We start from the raw sequence: 18,935 nt of genomic DNA on the forward strand, positions 1-18,935 counted from the left end.
TGTGGGCGGTTCTCCCCCCACGGGTCCCCCCCGGCCCTCTGTCCTATCCTGCGCGAACGGGTTTCAGGTGTACTCCGGCGCCGCATCGCCTAGTCCGAGCGTTCCTCGGTCCAGGCGGCGATGCCGCCTTCCGTGAGGATCATGTCCCAGGCGGCTTCGGCCGCACCGAGAATCGGGGCGTCCGGGCCGAGGGCCGAGGGCACCACCGGTGGCGGGTCGTCGCGGCGGAAGCCCATCAGGCCCGCCCGGTAGGCGCCGCCGAAGGACTCGGGCACGGCGCGGCGCAGCTCCGGCGCCAGCCCTCCGAGACAGACGATCTCCGGGTCGAGGATGTTCACCAGTCCGGCCGTCCCCCGCCCGAGCACCGTCGCGCATTCCTCCACGGCCGCACGGGACTCGGGGTCCACCAGCGACTCGATGAGATAGGCGCGCGGGTCCTCCGGCTCGGCTTCGCCCTTGAGCCTCGCCACGGCGCGGCCGTCGACCGCGACGTCCCAGCATCCCGCGGCGCCGCAGGGGCAGGGCACGGCCGGGTCGCCCAGGGGCGCGTGGCCGAACTCGCCGCCCGCGCCGGTCGCGCCCGTGACGGCATGGCCCTGGTCGACGAAGATGCCGCCGATGCCGACCTCGATCGTCAAATAGAGGACGCTCTGGCCGGGGTGCGAGAGGCGGGCTTCGGCGAGGCCCGCCAGGGTCGCGTCGTTGCCGAGGGCTTGGGGCACACCGGGAAGCAGGGGTTCGACCTCCACATCGCGCCAGCCGAGCACACTGGACTGGACGATGGCGCTGCGCCGCACCGTGCCCGTCGCCGACATCGAGACCGCTCGGACGCGGCCGCCGTACCGGTCGGCGAGGTTGCCCGCGGCTTCGCGGAGGTCCGCGAAGACCCGGTCGGGGCGTTTGGAGGCGTGGCGGCCGGTGGTCGATTCGACCAGGGTCCCTTCGAGGTCGGCGATGGCCACGGTCCAGTCGGCGTAGCGGACGTCGACCACGGCGGCGAGCGGCCCGTCGGGGTGGGCGTGGAGCACGGTGGTCGGGCGGCCGCGCCCCGTGGGCGGGGCGGGGGCTTCGGCGATGAGGTCGAGGGCGCGGAGGCGGGCGGCGATCTCGGTGGCGGTGCCGCTGCCGACATGCATCTCGCGGGCGGCTTCGGCGCGGGTGACGCCGGGGCGTGAGCGTACGAGCCGCAGGAGGTCGAGCGCGCCGCTCCAGCGGGCGGCCTCGGCGCGGCCGATCTTGGCGGGGCCGGGCTCTTCGGCGGCGGGGGTTGCGGCTTGCACTCGGGGACCTCCAGGAATTATCCTCGCGTTACGAGTTTATTTCTACCCCGGAGGGCTTCATGCGAAGCTACAGCAACCCCGAAGCCGTCCTGCTGGACATGGACGGCACCCTGGTCGATTCCGACGGCGCCGTCGAACGCGCCTGGGCCGCATGGGCCGTCGAGTACGGCGTCGCCCCCGCGCATGCGCTCGCCGACATGCACGGCAGCCCCGCGCACCTCACCGTCGCCCGCCTGCGGCCCGACCTCGACGCCGCCGGCGTCGAAGCCGCCGCCCAGCGCCAGCTCGACCTCCAGTACGAGGACCTCGCCGACGTCGTCCCCACGCCGGGCGCCGTCGCGCTGCTCGCCGCGCTCGACCGGATCGGCCTGCCCTGGGCCGTGGTCACCAGCGCCGACGACCGGCTCGCGAAGGCCCGCCTCGCCGCCGCCGGGATCGTCCCGCCGCTGCTGTTCACGTTCGAGGACGTGGAGCGCGGCAAGCCCGACCCCGAGGGGTATCTCCTGGCCGCCAGGGCGCTGGGCGTCGATCCGGCCGCGTGCCTCGTCGTCGAGGACTCCGAGCCGGGCCTCGCCGCGGGCCGCGCGGCGGGCGCGATGACCGCGTCCCTGCGCGGCCTCGACGCCGACGTGCGTCTGCGCGACCTCGGGCACCTCGCGGAGCTGCTGGTGCCCGATGGCCGTTGACGTTCGCGCCGCGCCCGAGGCGGACGCGCAGGGCGTGGCCCGCGTGGTCGCGTTGGCGCAGATCGGTCTCGGTCTGCTCGTGTCCTCGTACGGGCCGTACCTCGCCGGGATCGCGGCCGAACTCGAGCGGCCGCGCGGCGAACTCGTCTGGCTCACCATGACCTTCGGTGCGGGGCTCGTGCTCGCGGCGCTCGTCGGCCCGGCGGTGCTCCGCGCGGGGGCGGGCCTGGTGATGCGCGTGTCGTGCGCGGGTATCGCGGTCGGCGCGGTCGCCATGGCGGCCTCGCCGCGGCTCGCGCTGGCCGGAGCCGGATCGGTCATGGTCGGCTTCGGGTGCGCGGCGATCGGATTGACGACGCCGTCGCTGCTGCGCGGTCCGGGGGCGGCGAAGCGCATCGCGGTCATGGTCGGGCTCGCCAGCGCCGCGGGGGTGTGCGCGCCGCTGGCGTTCGGGGCGCTGGAGGCGGTGGGCGTGCCGGGCCGGTGGGCGCTGTTGAGTGCGGTCCCGGTGCTGGTCGCGGCTGTCGTGCATCGCACGGTTCGCGGTCCGCTCGATGATGGGGGCGGGGACGGTCCGGTGCCGGTGGGTCCGGCTTCGCTGGGGTGGGCGCGGATCGTCCTGTGCGTCGGGGTGGAGTTCTGCTTCGCGATCTGGAGTGTGGCCCGGTTGGTCGATACGGGGGTGGCGTTGGGGACGGCTTCGGCGCTGGGCGCGTCGTTCGGGATCGGGATGGCGGTGGGTCGGCTGGTGGGGCCGCGGTTCGTGGACCGGTCGTGGGCGGTGCCGGCGGCGCTGGGGACGGTCGCGGTCGGGACGGTGGTGGTGTACCTGGGGCGGGATCCGGGTGTGGTGACGGCGGGGATCGCGGTGGCGAGCCTGGGCATCGCGCCGTTGTATCCGATCATGCTGGGCCGTCTGGTCGGGATTCCGGGTTTGAGCGGGCGGCATTCGGCGTCGATCGGTTCGCTGGCGTCGGGGACGGCGATCTTGGCCGCGCCGGCGGCGTTGGGTTGGCTGGACGGGCAGATCGGGTTGCGGGAGGCGTTCTTGCTGCCGTTGCCGCTGCTGCTGGTGCTGCTGTTCCTGGCGAGGCGCGCCTAGGGAAGCGGCCCCGGACCGGCGTGGTCCGGGCCGCTTCGTGCGCGCTAGCGCTCTTCGGGTTCTTTCTTCCTGGTGGCCGAGAGCGAACCGGCGTGGGCCTTCTCCTCGGGGCTCATGCGGGTCTTGATGAGGCTCGCGATGGTCACGACGACTAGGACGCCGATGACGACGGCGAGGCTGACCGGGGTCGAGACTTCGGGGATCGCGGGGTCGATGTCGACGTGGCCCCAGTGCAGGATCAGCTTCACGCCGATGAAGAGCAGGATGATCGACAGGCCGAGCGAGAGGTAGACGAGCCGGTCGAGCAGGCCCTTCACGAGGAAGAACAGGGCGCGCAGGCCCAGCAGCGCGAAGGCGTTCGCGGTGAAGACGATGTACGCCTCCTGGGTGACGCCGAAGACGGCCGGGATGGAGTCGAGGGCGAACAGCAGGTCGACTGAGCCGATGGCGATGAGGACGATGAACAGCGGGGTGAACAGCCGCTTGCCGTCCACTTTGACGTGGAGTTTGCCGTCGACGTAGTCGGGGGTGATGGGCAGGAAGCGGCGGGCGCCGCGGACCATCACGTTCGATTCGATGTCGGGGTCTTCGTCGCGGTGGCGGAACAGCTGGATCGCGGTGTAGACGAGCAGGAGCCCGAACAGGAGGAACATGAAGGAGAAGGAGTTGATGAGGGCCGCGCCGAGGGCGATGAAGATCGCGCGCATGATGAGCGCGAGCACGATGCCGAAGGTGAGGACCTTGTGCTGGTGGTGGTCGGGGACGGCGAAGGTGCTCATGATGATCACGAACACGAAGAGGTTGTCGACCGAGAGGCTCTTCTCGATGATGTACCCGGCGAAGTACTCGGTGCCGGCGGCGTTGCCGTACTGCATGCCGAACCAGACGCCGAACCCGATCGCGATGGCGATGTAGAAGACCGACCAGGCCGTGGCCTCTTTGAACCCGACGTGGTGGGGGCGCAGTGCCGCGAGGATCAGGTCCACCGCCAGCAGGGCCACGATGAATCCGATGGTTACGGCCCAAGTGAGAGGGCTGATATCGAGCAACGCTTCCTCCGTCAGATTGCCATCATCACGACTGCAGGACTGACATCAGACCCGCAGTGCCCGCATCCTAACGGCCGCGTGCCCCGTTTGTCACGACCACCCTGTCGAGCGTGACCTCGACCAAAGCATGATCATGGCCACTGCGCAGCGGAAACGGCGATTCGGCCCTCAGGACGCGGGCACGAGGCAGCTCAGCGGCGGGTCGATGAGTGAGCACACGGACGCTCGCACGACCGGCTCGTAGTCGGCGGGGACGCCGCCGTCTGCGATGACGGCGGTGTAGGCGGCGACGCCGTCGGTCGCGCGTCGTTCCAGGTCGGGGTCGGCGAGGGCGTCCACGGTGTACAGCCCGAAGCGGGGGGTGTAGGAGCCCCATTCGTAGTTGTCGGTGAGGGACCAGTAGTTGTAGCCGATGACGTCGATGCCGTCTTGGGCGGCGCGCTGGATCCAGTAGACGTGGTCCTCGATGAACTCGGTGCGGGAAAGCCCGTCGGGCCGCTCGGCGTTGTCGTGGGTGGCCATGCCGTTCTCGACGATGTAGAGCGGGAGGTCGGGGAATTTGCCGCCGTAGTAGCGGAGGGCGTAGTAGATGCCGTCGGGCTGGGCGTCGGCGAGTTCGCCGGTGAGGGCGCGGGCGGCCGTGAGGTTGTCGAGGCTGAGGCCGAGGTAGTAGTCGATGCCGACGAAGTCGAGCCGGTTGCGGATCTTGTCGATGAACGCGGCGTCGAACAGCCACGGCGAGAGGGGGATGAACGCGAGGTTGGAGGTGACCATGGCTGCGGGGTTCGCCGCGTGGATCTGGTCGTAGGCGGCGTTGTGGGCCTTGGCGAGCCGGTCGAAGATCCAGGGCGCGTCGAACCAGGTCGCGGCCCCGTTGTCGATCTCCTGGTAGACGTACAGGGTCGCTTCGTTGAAGGTCACCCACATGGCGCCGGAGTCGGCGTACCGGGCGACGATCCGCTCGCTGTAGGCGGTGAAGTCCTCAAGGGTCTCGTCGCTCTTCCAGCCGCCCTGGTCGGCGACCCAGCCGGGGTGGACCCAGTGGTTGAGGGTGATCATCGGGGTCATGCCGGCGGCGGTGATGTGCGCGACGACGTCGTCGTAGTAGGCGAGTTCGGTCGCGTCCCACTCGCCCGGCGCGGGTTCGACGCGGGCCCATTCGATGCCGAACCGGTAGACCTCGACGCCCATCGCGGCGGCGAGCGCGATGTCCTCGGCGTACCGGTGCCGGAAGTCGACGGCGTTCCCGACGGGCTCCTTCTCCTGGGAGTAGCGGAGCCAGTTCGAGTCCGGGTTGGACCCTTCGGATTGGAAGCCCGATGACGAGACGCCCCAAAGGAAGTCGTCGGGGAGCGGCGCGACCGGCTCGGCGGCGTTCGCGGGGGCGGCCGCGAGGAGGGAGGCGGCGACGATGAGGCAGGCCAGGAGCCGACTGAAAGCACGCATGGGGGAATGCTCCGTTTCTCCCCCGTTTTGTGCCTCAACATCATAGGCACGGGAAGGCCCGCAGGGGAATACCGGACGGTAACGAGGCGAAGCCGGCGAGCGCGGCGGTCTGGGCGGCGGTGAGCCGGAACCCCTGGACGGCGGCGCGCGGGTGGATCTCGGCGGCGTGCCAGTGCTCGGCGCGGACGCTGGTGGCGACGCCGATGCGGCGCATCTCGGCGCGGAGCTTCTGGGCGAGGTCGAAGGCGTCGAAGAGGTAGACGTGGTCGATGCCCCAGGGCCGGTGCGCGCGGGGGTGGGCGGGGCCGCGCGGGCCGGTCATGACGAGGTAGTACTCGAGCTCGTCGGAGTCGGTGAGGTCGAGGAGGCCGTCGCCGCGGGTGTAGTGCTTGATGTTGACGGTGCGCCCGGCGAGCGGGCCGGAGCGGAACCAGCCGTCGACGGCGCGGTGGGCGGCGGGCGCGAGCTCGATGTCGAAGATCTGCGCGCCGATCCAGTCGGAGAGGTGCCCGTGGACGAGGGGACGGCCGACGATGTCGGTGATGCGCGCTTCGATCTCGTTGCGCGCCTGCAGGAGCATGGCGACCGACTTGAGTCCGTCTTCGTCCATCGGCGCTCCTCGGGTCGGCCCACGCTCCTCATCGTACCGAGGGGCCGCCGGGGGCGCCGCCGTCGCCGGGCGGCGCCCGGGAGCCCTAGACGGCGGACCAGCCGCCGTCGCTGGGGAGGACGACGCCGTTGACGTTGGCGGCGTCGTCGCTGAGGAGCCAGGCGATCGAGTTCGCGAGGACGTCGGCGGTGGCCGGGGCCGGGATCACGACCTGCAGGATCGGGCCGACGCGCTCGCCGGCGAGCGGGGACTTCATCGTGCCCTCGATGTTGGTCATGACCGGTGAGGCGCATCGGCGCGGTGACGTTGATCGCGAAGACCCGGTCCCAGGTGGCGTCGTCGACTTCGGCGGCGGGCAGGAAGCCGTCCATGATGCCCGCGACGTTGGCGAGGCCGTTCACCTTGCCGTCGGCGGCGGCCACGACCCGGTCGACGACGTCGGCGGCGGTGAGGTCCCCGGCGACGGGCCGGACGTCGATCTCGGCGGCGAGCTTGTCGAGCGCGTCCTGGTTGACGACCGTTCGCGGCATTCCCGCAACCGAGGTGTGGGCTAGCCCGCCGCGGCGGCCAGGGCGTCGGCGAGGAGGCGGCCGACGGCCTCGAGCCGGTCGGCCATGGCCTCGGGGTCGAGCGGGTCCTCCCCGGAGACGAGCCAGGCGCTCATGAGGGCGGTACCGCCGCCGGTGACGAACACGGCCAGGTCGTCGGCGGTGCGCGCCGGGAGCGCGTCGCCGAAGCGGGCGAGGAGGGCGTCGCGCCGCAGCGGCGCGAGCAGCTCGGTCACCACCCGGTTGAGCGCGAACGCGCTCGCCGTCGCGAACATCGCCCGGTAGAAGCCCTGGTGGGCGCAGAAGTGGCGGGCGACCGCGAGCGCCCGCTCCCGCCCGAACGCCTCCCCCGGGCTGTCCTGCCACGGCTCGGTGAGCTCGCGGCGCGCGAGGTCGAGGGCCGCCTCGAGCAGGAGGTTGTCCCGGTCGCCGAAGTGGAGGTACACGAGCTGGCGGCTGACCCCCGCGGCATCGGCGATGTCGGAGACCGGGACGTTCGCGGTGCCGCGCGCGCTCACCAGCGCGGTCGCGGCGCCCAGGAGGGCGGCGCGGGTTCGTCGCACCCGGCGGTCTTTGGCGGGCGGCGGAGGGTCGAAACTCACCCGACGAGGTTAGGCACTCCCCGCACCTTCGACAAGTCGTTCGACGGCCGGGAGCCTACGCGAAATCGATCGCGTCGACGTAGAGCCAGTTACCGCCGATGCGCTCGAAGGCGCTGTGCTCGGTCTGGGAGCCGGGGCCGTCGGCGTCGGTGTAGTCGGCGCGGAAGCGGACGGTGCCCTGGGTGTGGAGGGCGGTCCCGCCGGTCGTCTCGAGGATGCGCAGGCCGGTGAAGCGGCGGCCGTCGTCGGCGAGGTCGAGCCGCTCGGGGCGGGTCTCGGGGTGCCAGGTGCGCATGAGGTAGGCGGCGTCGCCGAGGGCGAAGGCGCTGTAGCGCGAGCGCATGAGGGCTTCGGCGGTGGGGGCCTTGGCGGTCCCGGCGTGCAGCGGCCCGCAGCAGGCGGTGTACGCGGCGCCGGAGCCGCACGGGCACGGGCGGGACGGGCGGGAGCGTTTCGGCATAGGGGGATTGTGCCGGAGCGCCGCACCGGCCCGGGGGGGGGGGGGGGGGGGGGGGCGGGGCGCAGGCCGCGGGGGGGGGGGGGGGGCGCGCCGGCGGGGGCGTCGCGTTTCGGCATTGGGGGCTTGTGCGGGAGCGCCGCACGGGCCCGGGGGCCGGTGCGGCGCGCCTTGCTAGCAGTCCTCGAGGTACGGGGTGACGACCTCGGCGTACGCGGCCTGGCCGGCGGCGTTCGCGTGGAACGACTCGATGTTGCCGGTGTAGCCGAGGATCCACGGGTCCGCGGAGCAGATCTCGTGGCCCGCGAAGGCGTCGCGGACGTCGGCGAACTCGTAGCCGTGGTCGGCGGCGACGGCGGCCGTGGTGTCGGCGAGGAGGTCGGCGGTCTCGTTGAGCAGCGCCTGCTCCGCCGGCGTGATCGCGAGGGTCCCGGAGCAGCTGGTCTCGTTGAACAGCTGCGGGTTGCCGACGACGGTGACGTCGGCGAACGGGGCGAGGTCGCCGACCTGGGTGTAGAGGTCGTCGAGCTCGGCGGGGAGCGTGCCGGTGATGACGGCCTGCGCGTTCGCGACCGCGCCCTGGCAGAGCGCGGTGTCGGTGCCGGCGCAGGCGCCGAGCACGTTCGAGAAGCCGGCGTCGTTGCCGCCCACGCCGATGGTGACCTCGCGGGTGCGCCAGGTCAGGTTGCCGAGCTGCTCGGCGACGACGTCTTCGACGCGGGCGCCGGAGCAGGCGTCGAACGACAGCCGCGCGCCGACGCTCGCGGCCACGAGCTGCGGGTAGGCGTTGGCGGAGCGGTAGCAGTCGGTGCCGTCGTCGGCGTAGTCGCCGGCGCCCACACCGGACACATAGGAGTCGCCGAGGGCGACGTACCGCGGCGACCAGGTGCCGGCGGCGGAGGCCGGGGCGGCGAACGAGGCCGCCGCGATGCCGGCGACGGCCGCGGCCGCGAGGGTGCGCGCGAGGCGCTCAGTGGATCGGGTCATGGGTCTCCTTTTGATGTGTCGGGTCGGGCGGGTGGCCCGGCCCGTGGGGTCCCGGGGACGGCCGTCGAAACGGGACGACCGGCCCCGAGGAGAAGACTCCCCCGGGGCCGGTCGCGGTTGCCTCTAGTAGTCGAGCATCGGAAGGACGACGTCGGTGTACGCGTCCTGGCCGGCGGCGTTGGGGTGGAACGACTCGAGGGTCCCGGTGTAGCCGAGGATCCACGGGTCGGCCGAGCACACGCCGTGGCCGTCGAAGGCCGCGCGCGGGTCGGCGAAGTCGAAGCCGTGGTCGGCGGCGACGGCCGCGGTGGTCTCCGCGAGGAGATCGGCGGCGTCGTTGAGCAGCGCCTGCTCCTCCGGGGTGATCGCGAGCGCGCCCTGGCAGGCGGTCTCGTTGAACAGGCGCGGGTTGCCGACGACGACGATCTCGGCCGAGAACGCGCGGTTCTCGACGCGGGTGTAGAGGTCGTCGAGCTCGGCCGGGAGCGAGTCGGTGATGATGCTGCGCGCGTTGGTGATCGCGGCCTTGCACAGCGCGGTGTCGGTGCCCGCGCAGGCGGTCAGCACGGAGGAGAAGCCGGCGTCGTTGCCGCCCACGCCGATCGTGACGTGCTCGGTGTTCACCTCGTAGAGGTGGTTCAGCTGGTTGGCGATGACGTCCTCGACGCGCGCGCCCGAGCAGGCCTCGAACCAGAGCCGTTCGCCCAGTTCGACGCTGGCCTGCTTGGCGTAGGCGTTCGCGGAGCGGTAGCAGTTCGTGCCGTCGTCGGCGTAGTCGCCCGCGCCGACGCCCGAGGCGAACGAGTCGCCGAGTGCCGCGTACTGCTGGATGGTGATGTCGGCCGAGGCGGGAGCGGCGAGGCCGGCGACGCCGAAGCCCGCGATCGCCGCGACGGCGGCGGCGCTGGCGAGGACGCGGCGCGACTTGCCTTCCTTGAAGGACACAGGGTCTCCTTGTTGTCGACAGGGCCGGCGGGTGGACCGGTGGGTCCCCCGCCGGAGGACCGCGTCATTATAGACAGGGAAGTCCATTGTGTCGCAATAAGAACGGTGCGTGACGACGTGTCGCGCGGCGTCCACTGTAGCCCGTCTCCGCACCGCGGGATGCAAAACAGTTTCAAGGAAGTTTACGGAACCCGGTCGGAAACTGTTTCCTCCTGGGGCTAGAATGGGCCGCACACGGAGGCGAAGAGGTGCAGCAGATGAGCAGTCGGGCGACGCTGAGCGAGGTGGCCGCGCGGGCGGGCGTCTCCAAGGCAACGGCCTCCAAGGTGCTCAACGGCCGCCCCGGCGTCGCGGAGGCGACCCGCAAGGCCGTGCGCGACGCCATCGCCGCGCTCGACTACGTGCCGACCACCGGCCCGCGCGAATCGCCTGCGCCCCAGACGATCCACGTCGTCTTCGACACGCTCCTGAACATGTACGCGGTGTACGTGCTGGACGGGATCATCAGCGGCGGCCGCGAACTCGGCGTCGAGGTCGTCACCAGCTCCCTGGAGGCCGAGACGCCCGGGCACAACGACCCGATCGGCGTCGACCGGATCAAGGCGATCGCCGCGCAGGGCGCGGCCGGCCTGGTCCTGGTGACCGCGCAGCTGACGACCGCGGAGCGGGACATGTGCGAGCAGCTGGGCCTGCCGCTCGTCGTCGTCGACCCCGCGAACCCCCTCGACGAGCGCGTCACCAGCCTCGGCGCCACCAACTGGGCCGGGGGCGTGCAGGCCACCCGGCATTTGCTCGACCTGGGGCACACCAGGATCGGCTTCGCGGGCGGCCCGCCCGGTTCCCTGCCCGCGCGCGAACGCCTCCACGGCTACCGGGAGGCGCTCGAGTCCGCCGGGATCGACGTGGACCCCTCGCTCACCGGCTCGGGCACGTTCTACGCCGAGACCGGCGCGGTCCTCACCGAGCGGATGCTCGACCTCGACGACCCGCCGACGGCGGTCTTCGCCGCGAGCGACAGCATCGCCGTGGGCGTCATCCGCACCGCCCGCAAACGCGGCCTCGACGTCCCCGGCGACCTCAGCGTGGTCGGCTTCGACGACACCTACAACGCGATGTGGGTCGAGCCGCCGCTCACCACGGTGCAGCAGCCGCTGCGCCAGATGGGCCGCGTCGCCGCCCGCACCGTGCTCGACCTCGCGGCGGGCAAGGTCCCCGACTCGCACCACGTGCAGCTCGCGACCACGCTCGTCGTCCGCGAGTCCACGGCCCCGCCGCGCCGCAAAGCCTGAAACCACCGGTCGGCGGGTCAGGGCCTCTTGAGGAACAGCCCCAGGACGACGGCGGTCAGCGGTACGGCGCAAAGGACGGTGAAGACCCCTTCGGGGCCTTGCCGTTCGGCGATGAGCCCGAACACCGGGGCGAAGAGGCCGCCCACGCTCATGGCCAGCCCGAGGGTGACCCCCGCGGCGGTGCCGGGACGGGTCGGCAGGTAGTCCTGCGCGAGTTTGACCAGCACCGCGAACGGGATGTTGATCGCGACGCCGACGGCGAGGGCCAGGACCAGCGGTGCGTACTCGCCAGGGGTGATCCTGAGCAGGACGAGCAGCGGGATGATCAGCACCCCGCCGAGCCGGGTGATCGCGATGGCGCCGAAGCGGTCGGCGAGGCGCCCGCCGAGGAGGGTGCCGATCACGCTGCCGAGCATGAAGCCCGCCAGGGCCGTCCCGGCGACGGCGTGGCCGGCGCCGAGGTGGCGGATCCAGTACAGCTCGATGAAGGTGATGATCCCGACCCAGAGGATCGAGCGGACCACCTCGATCGCGGTGAGGACCGCGAAAGGACCCCAGCGGTCGGTGCCGGTGCGGACTTGGGGCGGAGCCGCTTTCACGCGGGTGTGCTTGCGGAGCATGACGAAGGCGATGAGCACGGCGGGCGGGATGAACAGCGCGGTGGCGCCCACGCCCATGGCCATGAGGGCGGGCGTGGCGAGGACGGGGGCGAGGAAGAAGCCGACCGAGCCACCCGCGGCGAAGATGCTCATGCCGGTGGCGCTGTCGCCGGCCGCTTCGCGCGCGCCTTTGCCCGCGGCGGGGTGGAACATGGCGACGCCGAGGCCCGAGAGGAAGACGAGGGCGAGGACCAGGGAGTACGGGCCGGCGAGTCCAGCGAGGCCGAGGCCGAGACCGGCGAGGGCGACGCCCGCGGGGGCGAACCAGTCGAGGCGGCGGCGGTCGACCAGGAGCCCGAAGAGCGGCTGCGGGATCGAGGCGCCGAGGGCGGCGGCGAGGGTGAGGCCGGTGGCGGCGACGTAGCCGTAGCCGCGGTCGAGCACGAAGTAGGGGACGACGGCGGGCACGAGCCCTTGGTAGAGGTCGTCCACGGCGTGGGCGGTGCCCCACAGCCACATGCGCCGCAGCGGCGAGGGCGAGGCGTCCCGGCGGGGCGCGGTCGGGGCGGCGGTCTGGGTCATGCGCGGTGCTCCTTGTCGGTTCGTCCCAAGGATTCCGACTCGCCGCGGGCTCCGGCTAACGGTATTCTGCCGAGTTATGTCGATCGACGGCCATGTTGACGGGCGGATCATTCCGAGTTCGCCGATCCGGATGCTCTCGCACCTGGAGCGGATCGACCGGCACCGCCACGACGGGCACCAGCTGATCTACCCGCGGCGCGGGGTGCTGCGGGTGTTCACGGCGTCGGGGGTGTGGGTGGTGCCGCCGTCCCAGGGGGTGTGGATGCCCGCCGGGACGGACCACGCGCACCGGGCGTGCGGGACGACCGAGATGCGGGCGATCCTGTTCGCGACCGACGGCCCGGGGCCGTTCATCGCGCGCCCGACGGTGCTGGCGTTCACGCCGCTGCTGCGCGAGGCCGTCACGTGCCTGACCGACGACGCCGGGCTCGCGGCGGACACGCGGGTCCATCTCGAGCGGGTCGTGCTCGACCTGCTGCGCGGTGTCGAAGCGCCGCAGCGGTTCCTGCCCGCGCTGCCGGATCCGCGGCTGCGCGAGGTGGTGGCGCTCCTGGAGGACGATCCGGCGGACCGGCGGACGCTGGCGCAGTTGGGGACGGCCGTGGGCGCGTCGGAGCGGACGCTGAGCCGGCTGTTCCGGGAGCAGGCGGGGATGACCTTCGCGCAGTGGCGCGGGCAGTTCCGGCTGCACCACGCGCTGGTGCTGCTCGCGGAGGGGCACCAGGTCACGCGCATCTCGGGAGCGTGCGGGTACGCGAGCCCGAGCGCGTTCATCGGCGCGTTCCGGGAGGCGTTCGGCGTGACGCCGGGCGAGTATGTGAGAAGCGAGCCCGACCTTCGGCTGTAGGGCGGCCATTGCCTTGATGGCGCTTGCGGGCTATCCTGAACTCCCGTCATTATATCGATTCAATTCGATATTTCAATATGTCCTGCAGACGGCCGCGGTCGCCCGGCACGCCGCCCGGCCCCTCACCTCACCTCACCCTGTGCCGATGCGCGCCTTCGCGTTCCCTGGTCTGGCGCGCCCTCACCATCAGATACGGAGTGAACATGAAGCAGTCCACCTCCCCCCGGGCGAGACGCCTCCGCGCACCGGCGGCCGCCGCCATAGGGCTGGTCGCCGTCGCCGCAACGATGTGGGCGATGACCGACGCGAACGCCGCCACCGTCCGCTACGAGGCCGAGACCGCCCCGGCCGTCTGCGACGGCACGATCGACTCGAACCACACCGGCTACTCCGGCAGCGGATTCTGCAACTCCACCAACGCCTCCGGCGCCGCCGCCCAGTTCACCGTCAACGCCGCGAGCGCCGGCACCGCCACCCTCGCGATCCGGTACGCCCACGGCGCCACCGACTCCCGCCCGGCCGACATCGTCGTCAACGGCGCCACCGTGGCATCCGCCAGCGCGTTCGGCGCGACCGGCGCGTGGACCGCCTGGTCGACGAAGACGGTCGCGGTCCCGGTGAACGCCGGGAGCAACATGGTGCGACTCGTGGCATCGTCGGCGGCCGGTCTGGCGAACATCGACTACGTCGAGCTCACCGACGGGTCGGCGGCGCAGACCGGTCCGATCATGGAGGACCTGGGACGCGGGGTGACGGTGGTGCCCTCGGGCGGCGGGAGCCTGGTCAGCTGGCGGCTGCTGGGCACGGACACGGCGAGCACGGCGTTCAACGTGTACCGCAACGGGACGCTGCTGAACGGCAGCCCGATCACGGGCGCCACGAACTACCTCGACGCGGGCGGGAGCGGCACGTACACGGTCGCGGCCGTGAACGGCGGGACGGTCGGCGCCCCGTCGGGTGCGGAGGCGGTGTTCAACTCGAGCGGGTACCGGGACGTCCCGATCCAGCGGCCCGCGGGCGGGACGACGCCGTCGGGCGAGGCGTACACGTACAGCGCGAACGACATGAGCGTGGGCGACCTGGACGGGGACGGCCAGTACGAGTACCTCGTGAAGTGGGATCCGAGCAACGCGAAGGACAATTCGCAGTCGGGCTACACGGGGAACGTCTACATTGACGCGTACCGGCTGAACGGGCAGCGCCTGTGGCGGATCGATCTGGGCCGCAACATCAGGGCGGGTGCGCACTACACGCAGTTCCAGGTGTACGACTACGACTCGGACGGCGACGCGGAGATCGCGATGAAGACCGCCGACGCGACGGTGTCGGGCACGGGCCAGGTCGTCGGGAACGCGGGCGCGGACCACCGCAACAGCGGCGGGTACATCCTCACGGGCCCTGAATATCTGACGATCTTCAACGGCGCGAACGGCGCGATCCTGGACACGATCGACTACCAGCCGCCGCGCGGGACGGTGTCGAACTGGGGCGACAACTACGGGAACCGGGTGGACCGGTTCCTGGCGGGCACGGCCTATCTGGACGGTCGGCGCCCGAGCATGGTCTTCTCGCGCGGGTACTACACACGCAGCGTGATCTGGGCGGTGGACTTCAACGGCACGGACCTGGTGTCGCGCTGGGTGTTCGACTCGAACAGCGCGGGCGGCCAGTACACGGGGCAAGGGGCGCACAGCCTCTCGATCGCGGACCTGAACGGCGACGGCCGCCAGGACGTGGTGTTCGGTGCGATGGCGGTCGGTTCGAACGGGCAGGCGCTGTACAACACGGGGTTCGGGCACGGCGATGCGCTGCACGTCTCGGACTTCGTGCCGGGCCGGGCGGGCCAGGAGGTGTTCATGCCGCATGAGAGCGCCAGCCAGCCTTCGTCCAGTTTGAACGGGTCCAACGGGTCGATCCTGTTCCAGACGCCGGCGAGCGGCGACAACGGGCGCGGCGTGGCCGCGAACGTCCTGTCGGGCAATGCGGGCGCCGAGTACTGGTCGTCGAACGTCAGCGGCCTGCTGAACGCGTCGGGCGCGAACATCGGCGCGAAGCCGGCGTCGATCAACTTCGTGTCCTGGTGGGACGGCGACGGCGAGCGCGAGCTGCTGGACGGCACGGCGATCACGAACTACCCGTCGGGGACGCTGCTGACCGGTGCCGGCGTGGCGTCGAACAACGGCACGAAGGCCACGCCGGGGCTCTCGGCGGACCTGTTCGGGGACTGGCGGGAGGAGGTGGTCTGGCGGACGGGCGACAACGCGGCGCTGCGGATCTACGCGACCCCGTCGACCACGAACCTGCGCATCGCGACGCTGATGCACGACCCGCAGTACCGGGTGGCGGTCGCGTGGCAGAACACGGCGTACAACCAGCCGCCGCATCCGAGCTTCTACATCGGCAGTGATGTGACGAGCTATCCGTTCCCGGCGATCTCGACGCCTTGATCTCCCCCACGATGCCGGGGCCCGCGACGCACGTCGCGGGCCCCCGCCTTTTCAGGTCCGATGAATTCTGGCGGGCCGCGTCGTCTCCATGGCGAGAAGTGCATCCGATCAGAGGAGCGAAGACGCATGGCGCACACCGATGTCAACTTCAAGCCGGTCGCTGACCTGGTGGCGGGGCTGATCGACGGCGTTGAGGACGACCGGTCGGCGGGTCCGACGCCGTGCGGTCGCTACACGCAGGCGCAGCTGCTCAACCACCTGCTCGGCCTGTGCCTGGCGTTCACGGCGGCGGCGCGCGGCGAGCGCGGCCCCCACAACGACGCCCCGCCCGCCGAGCCCGCGACCGACCTCGAACCCGAGTGGCGCGGCGAGCTGCGGCACCGTCTCGACACCCTCGCCGAGGCATGGTCCTCGGAGGGCGCATGGGAGGGCCACGCGGTCGCCGGCGGCGTCGTCCTCCCGGCGGCGATCATGGGCCTCGTCGCCCTCAACGAGCTCGCCGTCCACGGCTGGGACCTGGCCCGCGCCACCGGCCAGGACTTCGACCTCCCCGCGGACACCGTCGCGACCCTGGTCGAATTCGTCGCCCGAGACGCCCACGACCAGTCCGCCCGCGAAGGCATCTACGGCCCCGTCGTCGCCCTCCCCGCCGACGCCGCCCCCCAAGACCGGCTCATCGCCCTCACCGGCCGCGACCCGGCCTGGCGCCCGTAGGCCGGGCGCGTTCGCGAGCGACCGGCCCCGCAGCGATCGCGGCGGGGCCGGTCGGTGTGTCGGGCCGCTGCACCCGCGGGCGGGCGCTGCGGTGGTGGTCAGGACGGGGTGGCGCCGGTGATGGTGAGCTCGTAGGGGAAGGGATCGCCGACGCCGGTCTGCCACATCGTGTAGTTGCGGTGCTGGGAGGGGGTGGCGGCGACGACGAGCATCATGTGGGTCTCTCCGCTTTGGAGGGAGAAGTTCGCGGTCTGGCCCGGGGTGTAGAGGGGGCTGTAGCGGACCGAGAAGTCGGCCTTGACGGCGACGAGGCGGAAGCGCCAGTCCGCGCCGGTGAGACTGGAGGCGCCGGTGAGTTGGACGCCGACGCTGCTCGCGGTCGGGTTGAGGCGGATGATGTTGTGGCCGTACTGGTGCGGGGCGTCGGCGGCGCCGATGCGGTACCGGTTCGAGCCGAGGCCGGTGAGCGGGTCGGTGTGGAGCGGGCGGTAGCTGCCGCCGCCGCGCCACAGGTCGGTGCGCATGGCCGCGCCCTGGTCGAAGTCGTAGACGACCTGGCGGGAGGTCATCTCGCCGATCAGGGTGGCGAACTCCTGGTGGTCGAGTTGGAGGACGCGTTTGATCGTGTCGATCGGGTGCTCGCCCTGGCGGGCCTCGAACCAGAGGCGGTCGACGGCTTCGGCGCCGTAGAGTTCGGCGATCGTGTCGAACATCAGCCAGTCGCCGTAGTAGGTCTCCTGCGCGAGCCAGCGGAAGTGCTGGCGCTCCAGGTAGTAGCCGGAGCCGAGGACGACCTCGGGGCGCTGCATGCGGGCCATGTAGTTCGCGTGCGCTTCCCAGACCGGCCCGGCGACCGGGTTGCCGTGGCCCCAGCCGCCGCCGTTCCCGTTGGCGTCGTTGATGTCGCTCGCGTAGGACTGCATGATGTGGTTGAACTCGTGGGATTCGACCCAGTCGTCCCAGATCTTGTCGTACGGCAGGCACATGTGGCCGACGCCGATGTCGTCGGGCCCGGCCCAGTTCGCGGGCGGCAGGAACCCGTTCGACCAGGTGCCGCACAGGTACAGGTTGATCCGGTACTGGGAGCCGACGGCGTGGTCGGCGGGGTCGACGAAGCCGACCCGGTTCACGTAGTAGTCGTAGATCTCCTCCATGTGGTTCGCGACCCACTGCGGGTAGTTGCTGTAGCCGCGCTGCTGGCCCCACGCGACCACGTCGACCGCGTCGCCCCAGCGGACCGTGAAGTTCGCCGAGTTGACGAAGTTGTCGGTCTCGGCGCCCGCTTCGATGAGGAACCGCGGGGTGCGGGTCTGCTTCTGCTGCTGCGGGTTCCCCGTCGGCGTCTCGGTCGGGGCCGAGGTCGGCGTCGAGGTGGGCGTGGACGATCCGCCGCACGCGACCCCGTTGACCTTGAACGAGGTCGGGATCGTGCCGGTGCCGGTCACGGTCAGGCCGAAGACCTCTTTCGTCTGCCCGGCGGCGATCTGGGCGTTCCAGCCGACATCTTCGCCGGTGAAGTGCGCGCCCGACTGGGTGTGGTCGACGTTCCAGGCGTTCTGGACGCTCGACCCGGACGGCAGGTCGAACTCGACCTTCCACCCGTTGATGGACTCCGAACCGGCCTTGATGGCCACCGCCGCATTGTGGCCGGTGCCCCACTGGGACGTGATCGAGTACTGGACGGCGTCGCAAGCGGCGGCAGATGCCGGGACTGCCGCCACCACTGCGACGGACGCGGCGACCACCGCGCCCACCGCCAAACCGACTGCTCCGAGCCGGCGTCTCCGGCTGCGTGTGACTTCCATGAGGTGAGCTCCTTCGCTCGGGCGCAACCGTTCCGGCGCGCCCACGGCCGATCCCGCGACGGCATTCGGCCTGCTAGCGCAGGCCATGACGCCGACCGCAGCTAATATTTACGGACGTAAATATTAGATCGCGCACGGCGGCGCGGGCACAAGCGAATGGAATTTCAGAAACGAACCGCCCATGTCATGACACGGCCGACTTCCTACTCACGAAACTCTCTTGGCCACAACCGTCACAGTCGTCCCGGTCGACTCGGCGGCGGACCGGCGCCGCCGAGCCGACCACGGCGGTCAGCCGCCGCGTGGGCGGTGGCGCCTGGCGTCGGCGCGCTGGTAGGCGTTGACGGCCGCGTTCACGGCGGCGGTGCGGCGGTGGAAGCCCTGGTCTCGCGCGGTGCGCAGGTCGTCGAGGCTGAGGCGGCGCCGGACCAGGGACTGGCGCAGCCAGGCCTGCCAGGCGGGCGTCGCTTCGATGCGGCCCACGGTCTCGGCGCTCCAGAGGGACATCGGGCGGCGCGACCCTTCGTAGTGCGGGTTCGTTTTGTAGCGTTCGGGTTCGGGAAGGAAGTCGCGGATGGCGGTGTCGGTCCAGCCGCGGGTGCGGAGGATCGGTTTGGTGACCCAGATCTGGGTGCTCATGCCCGCGTGCGGGTTGCCGCCGAAGTAGCGGCGCTTCCGTTTCTCGTTGCCGCGCTGGCCTTTGCGGTGGTCGGCGCGTGATTCGGCGGGCGGCAGCGGGAAGCGGGCGCGCCCGTCGGCCGCGGTTCGGAGGACGAGGGACGTGATGCGGGCCTTGACGTCTGCTTCGGTGGTGTCGTCCATGGCTGCAGCCTCCGTTCAGTTGTCGCTTGCGGACGAACGTAGCGAGGCCGGAAGTTACTTTCCGGTAACGACACGCCGCACGGCGGCCTCGTCGCCGCCCGCACCGGAGACGATCGTG

Annotated in this window: 18 protein-coding genes and 1 pseudogene; 6 read left to right on the forward strand and 13 right to left on the reverse strand. The window is 71.5% G+C overall.

Going from position 1 to position 18,935, the window contains the following annotated elements:
• Positions 1-89: 89 nt before the first annotated feature.
• On the reverse strand, positions 90-1,280 hold the full coding sequence (locus J5V16_RS19010; RefSeq protein ID WP_208498526.1) for an ROK family transcriptional regulator: 1,191 nt from the start codon (positions 1,278-1,280) through the stop codon (positions 90-92).
• 59 nt (positions 1,281-1,339) lie between these two features.
• On the opposite strand from J5V16_RS19010, the gene J5V16_RS19015 reads away from it, so the two are divergent.
• Entirely contained in the window at positions 1,340-1,966 is a 627-nt protein-coding gene (locus J5V16_RS19015) for an HAD-IA family hydrolase (RefSeq protein WP_208498528.1), read from the forward strand.
• Positions 1,956-3,068: an MFS transporter gene (locus J5V16_RS19020; protein WP_208498530.1), complete on the forward strand. Its 1,113-nt coding sequence runs from the start codon at positions 1,956-1,958 to the stop codon at positions 3,066-3,068. The genes J5V16_RS19015 and J5V16_RS19020 overlap by 11 nt, the downstream gene beginning before the upstream one ends.
• Positions 3,069-3,112: 44 nt before the next feature.
• On the opposite strand, the gene J5V16_RS19025 is transcribed toward J5V16_RS19020, so the two are convergent.
• The 9 genes and pseudogenes from J5V16_RS19025 to J5V16_RS19055 all read right to left on the reverse strand — a co-directional run bounded on the left by J5V16_RS19025 (position 3,113) and on the right by J5V16_RS19055 (position 9,712).
• Positions 3,113-4,117 carry a TerC/Alx family metal homeostasis membrane protein gene (locus tag J5V16_RS19025; protein ID WP_208498532.1) on the reverse strand — a complete coding sequence of 335 codons (1,005 nt, stop codon included), beginning with the start codon at positions 4,115-4,117 and terminating at the stop codon, positions 3,113-3,115.
• 168 nt (positions 4,118-4,285) lie between these two features.
• Positions 4,286-5,563, reverse strand: coding sequence for a glycoside hydrolase family 1 protein (locus J5V16_RS19030; RefSeq protein ID WP_208498534.1), 1,278 nt, complete (start codon positions 5,561-5,563; stop codon positions 4,286-4,288).
• 40 nt (positions 5,564-5,603) lie between these two features.
• The gene (locus tag J5V16_RS24645) at positions 5,604-6,173 is read right to left on the reverse strand and encodes a hypothetical protein (protein WP_243901464.1); all 570 of its coding nucleotides are present in this window, start codon (positions 6,171-6,173) and stop codon (positions 5,604-5,606) included.
• 85 nt (positions 6,174-6,258) lie between these two features.
• A complete protein-coding gene (locus J5V16_RS24650; RefSeq protein ID WP_243901465.1) occupies positions 6,259-6,450 on the reverse strand; it encodes a hypothetical protein in 192 nt (63 codons plus the stop codon).
• A gap of 64 nt (positions 6,451-6,514) precedes the next feature.
• A pseudogene (locus tag J5V16_RS25815) lies at positions 6,515-6,703 on the reverse strand (short-chain dehydrogenase); the annotation flags it as partial.
• Between the two features lie 20 nt (positions 6,704-6,723).
• Positions 6,724-7,284 (reverse strand): TetR/AcrR family transcriptional regulator, encoded by a 561-nt coding sequence (locus tag J5V16_RS19040; RefSeq protein WP_307793019.1) that lies wholly within the window; start codon positions 7,282-7,284, stop codon positions 6,724-6,726.
• A 94-nt stretch (positions 7,285-7,378) separates the two neighbouring features.
• Complete coding sequence (locus J5V16_RS19045; protein ID WP_208498536.1) at positions 7,379-7,783, reverse strand: YchJ family protein; 405 nt, start codon at positions 7,781-7,783, stop codon at positions 7,379-7,381.
• A gap of 171 nt (positions 7,784-7,954) precedes the next feature.
• Positions 7,955-8,767 (reverse strand): SGNH/GDSL hydrolase family protein, encoded by an 813-nt coding sequence (locus J5V16_RS19050; RefSeq protein WP_208498538.1) that lies wholly within the window; start codon positions 8,765-8,767, stop codon positions 7,955-7,957.
• Between the two features lie 123 nt (positions 8,768-8,890).
• Positions 8,891-9,712 (reverse strand): SGNH/GDSL hydrolase family protein, encoded by an 822-nt coding sequence (locus tag J5V16_RS19055; protein ID WP_208498540.1) that lies wholly within the window; start codon positions 9,710-9,712, stop codon positions 8,891-8,893.
• Positions 9,713-9,969: 257 nt separating this feature from the next.
• On the opposite strand from J5V16_RS19055, the gene J5V16_RS19060 reads away from it, so the two are divergent.
• Positions 9,970-11,001 (forward strand): LacI family DNA-binding transcriptional regulator, encoded by a 1,032-nt coding sequence (locus tag J5V16_RS19060; protein ID WP_208498542.1) that lies wholly within the window; start codon positions 9,970-9,972, stop codon positions 10,999-11,001.
• 17 nt (positions 11,002-11,018) lie between these two features.
• Here the strand turns inward: J5V16_RS19060 and J5V16_RS19065 are convergent, their stop codons facing one another.
• Complete coding sequence (locus tag J5V16_RS19065) at positions 11,019-12,182, reverse strand: MFS transporter (RefSeq protein ID WP_208498544.1); 1,164 nt, start codon at positions 12,180-12,182, stop codon at positions 11,019-11,021.
• 76 nt (positions 12,183-12,258) lie between these two features.
• On the opposite strand from J5V16_RS19065, the gene J5V16_RS19070 reads away from it, so the two are divergent.
• From J5V16_RS19070 to J5V16_RS19080, 3 genes are all read left to right on the forward strand, one after another.
• Complete coding sequence (locus J5V16_RS19070; RefSeq protein ID WP_208498546.1) at positions 12,259-13,029, forward strand: AraC family transcriptional regulator; 771 nt, start codon at positions 12,259-12,261, stop codon at positions 13,027-13,029.
• Positions 13,030-13,232: 203 nt separating this feature from the next.
• Positions 13,233-15,476, forward strand: coding sequence for a rhamnogalacturonan lyase family protein (locus J5V16_RS19075; RefSeq protein WP_208498548.1), 2,244 nt, complete (start codon positions 13,233-13,235; stop codon positions 15,474-15,476).
• A gap of 126 nt (positions 15,477-15,602) precedes the next feature.
• Entirely contained in the window at positions 15,603-16,190 is a 588-nt protein-coding gene (locus J5V16_RS19080) for a TIGR03086 family metal-binding protein (protein WP_208498550.1), read from the forward strand.
• A gap of 98 nt (positions 16,191-16,288) precedes the next feature.
• Here the strand turns inward: J5V16_RS19080 and J5V16_RS19085 are convergent, their stop codons facing one another.
• Together J5V16_RS19085 and J5V16_RS19090 are read right to left on the reverse strand one after the other, a co-directional pair.
• Complete coding sequence (locus tag J5V16_RS19085; RefSeq protein WP_208498552.1) at positions 16,289-17,995, reverse strand: DUF6055 domain-containing protein; 1,707 nt, start codon at positions 17,993-17,995, stop codon at positions 16,289-16,291.
• A gap of 291 nt (positions 17,996-18,286) precedes the next feature.
• Positions 18,287-18,817 carry a hypothetical protein gene (locus tag J5V16_RS19090; RefSeq protein ID WP_208498554.1) on the reverse strand — a complete coding sequence of 177 codons (531 nt, stop codon included), beginning with the start codon at positions 18,815-18,817 and terminating at the stop codon, positions 18,287-18,289.
• Between the last annotated feature and the right edge of the window lie 118 nt (positions 18,818-18,935).

The organism is Glycomyces niveus (genome assembly GCF_017592475.1).
Lineage (GTDB): Bacteria > Actinomycetota > Actinomycetes > Mycobacteriales > Micromonosporaceae > Glycomyces > Glycomyces niveus.

What these genes read in the sequence shown, in the direction of transcription:
- J5V16_RS19080 (WP_208498550.1), top strand. Translation starts at nt 15,603, where the DNA reads ATGGCGCACACCGATGTCAACTTCAAGCCGGTCGCTGACCTGGTGGCG.
- J5V16_RS19065 (WP_208498544.1), bottom strand. Translation starts at nt 12,182, where the DNA reads ATGACCCAGACCGCCGCCCCGACCGCGCCCCGCCGGGACGCCTCGCCC.
- J5V16_RS19030 (WP_208498534.1), bottom strand. Translation starts at nt 5,563, where the DNA reads ATGCGTGCTTTCAGTCGGCTCCTGGCCTGCCTCATCGTCGCCGCCTCC.
- J5V16_RS19090 (WP_208498554.1), bottom strand. Translation starts at nt 18,817, where the DNA reads ATGGACGACACCACCGAAGCAGACGTCAAGGCCCGCATCACGTCCCTC.
- J5V16_RS24650 (WP_243901465.1), bottom strand. Translation starts at nt 6,450, where the DNA reads ATGACCAACATCGAGGGCACGATGAAGTCCCCGCTCGCCGGCGAGCGC.
- J5V16_RS19020 (WP_208498530.1), top strand. Translation starts at nt 1,956, where the DNA reads ATGGCCGTTGACGTTCGCGCCGCGCCCGAGGCGGACGCGCAGGGCGTG.
- J5V16_RS19045 (WP_208498536.1), bottom strand. Translation starts at nt 7,783, where the DNA reads ATGCCGAAACGCTCCCGCCCGTCCCGCCCGTGCCCGTGCGGCTCCGGC.
- J5V16_RS19085 (WP_208498552.1), bottom strand. Translation starts at nt 17,995, where the DNA reads ATGGAAGTCACACGCAGCCGGAGACGCCGGCTCGGAGCAGTCGGTTTG.
- J5V16_RS19070 (WP_208498546.1), top strand. Translation starts at nt 12,259, where the DNA reads ATGTCGATCGACGGCCATGTTGACGGGCGGATCATTCCGAGTTCGCCG.
- J5V16_RS19015 (WP_208498528.1), top strand. Translation starts at nt 1,340, where the DNA reads ATGCGAAGCTACAGCAACCCCGAAGCCGTCCTGCTGGACATGGACGGC.
- J5V16_RS19050 (WP_208498538.1), bottom strand. Translation starts at nt 8,767, where the DNA reads ATGACCCGATCCACTGAGCGCCTCGCGCGCACCCTCGCGGCCGCGGCC.
- J5V16_RS19060 (WP_208498542.1), top strand. Translation starts at nt 9,970, where the DNA reads ATGAGCAGTCGGGCGACGCTGAGCGAGGTGGCCGCGCGGGCGGGCGTC.
- J5V16_RS19075 (WP_208498548.1), top strand. Translation starts at nt 13,233, where the DNA reads ATGAAGCAGTCCACCTCCCCCCGGGCGAGACGCCTCCGCGCACCGGCG.
- J5V16_RS24645 (WP_243901464.1), bottom strand. Translation starts at nt 6,173, where the DNA reads ATGGACGAAGACGGACTCAAGTCGGTCGCCATGCTCCTGCAGGCGCGC.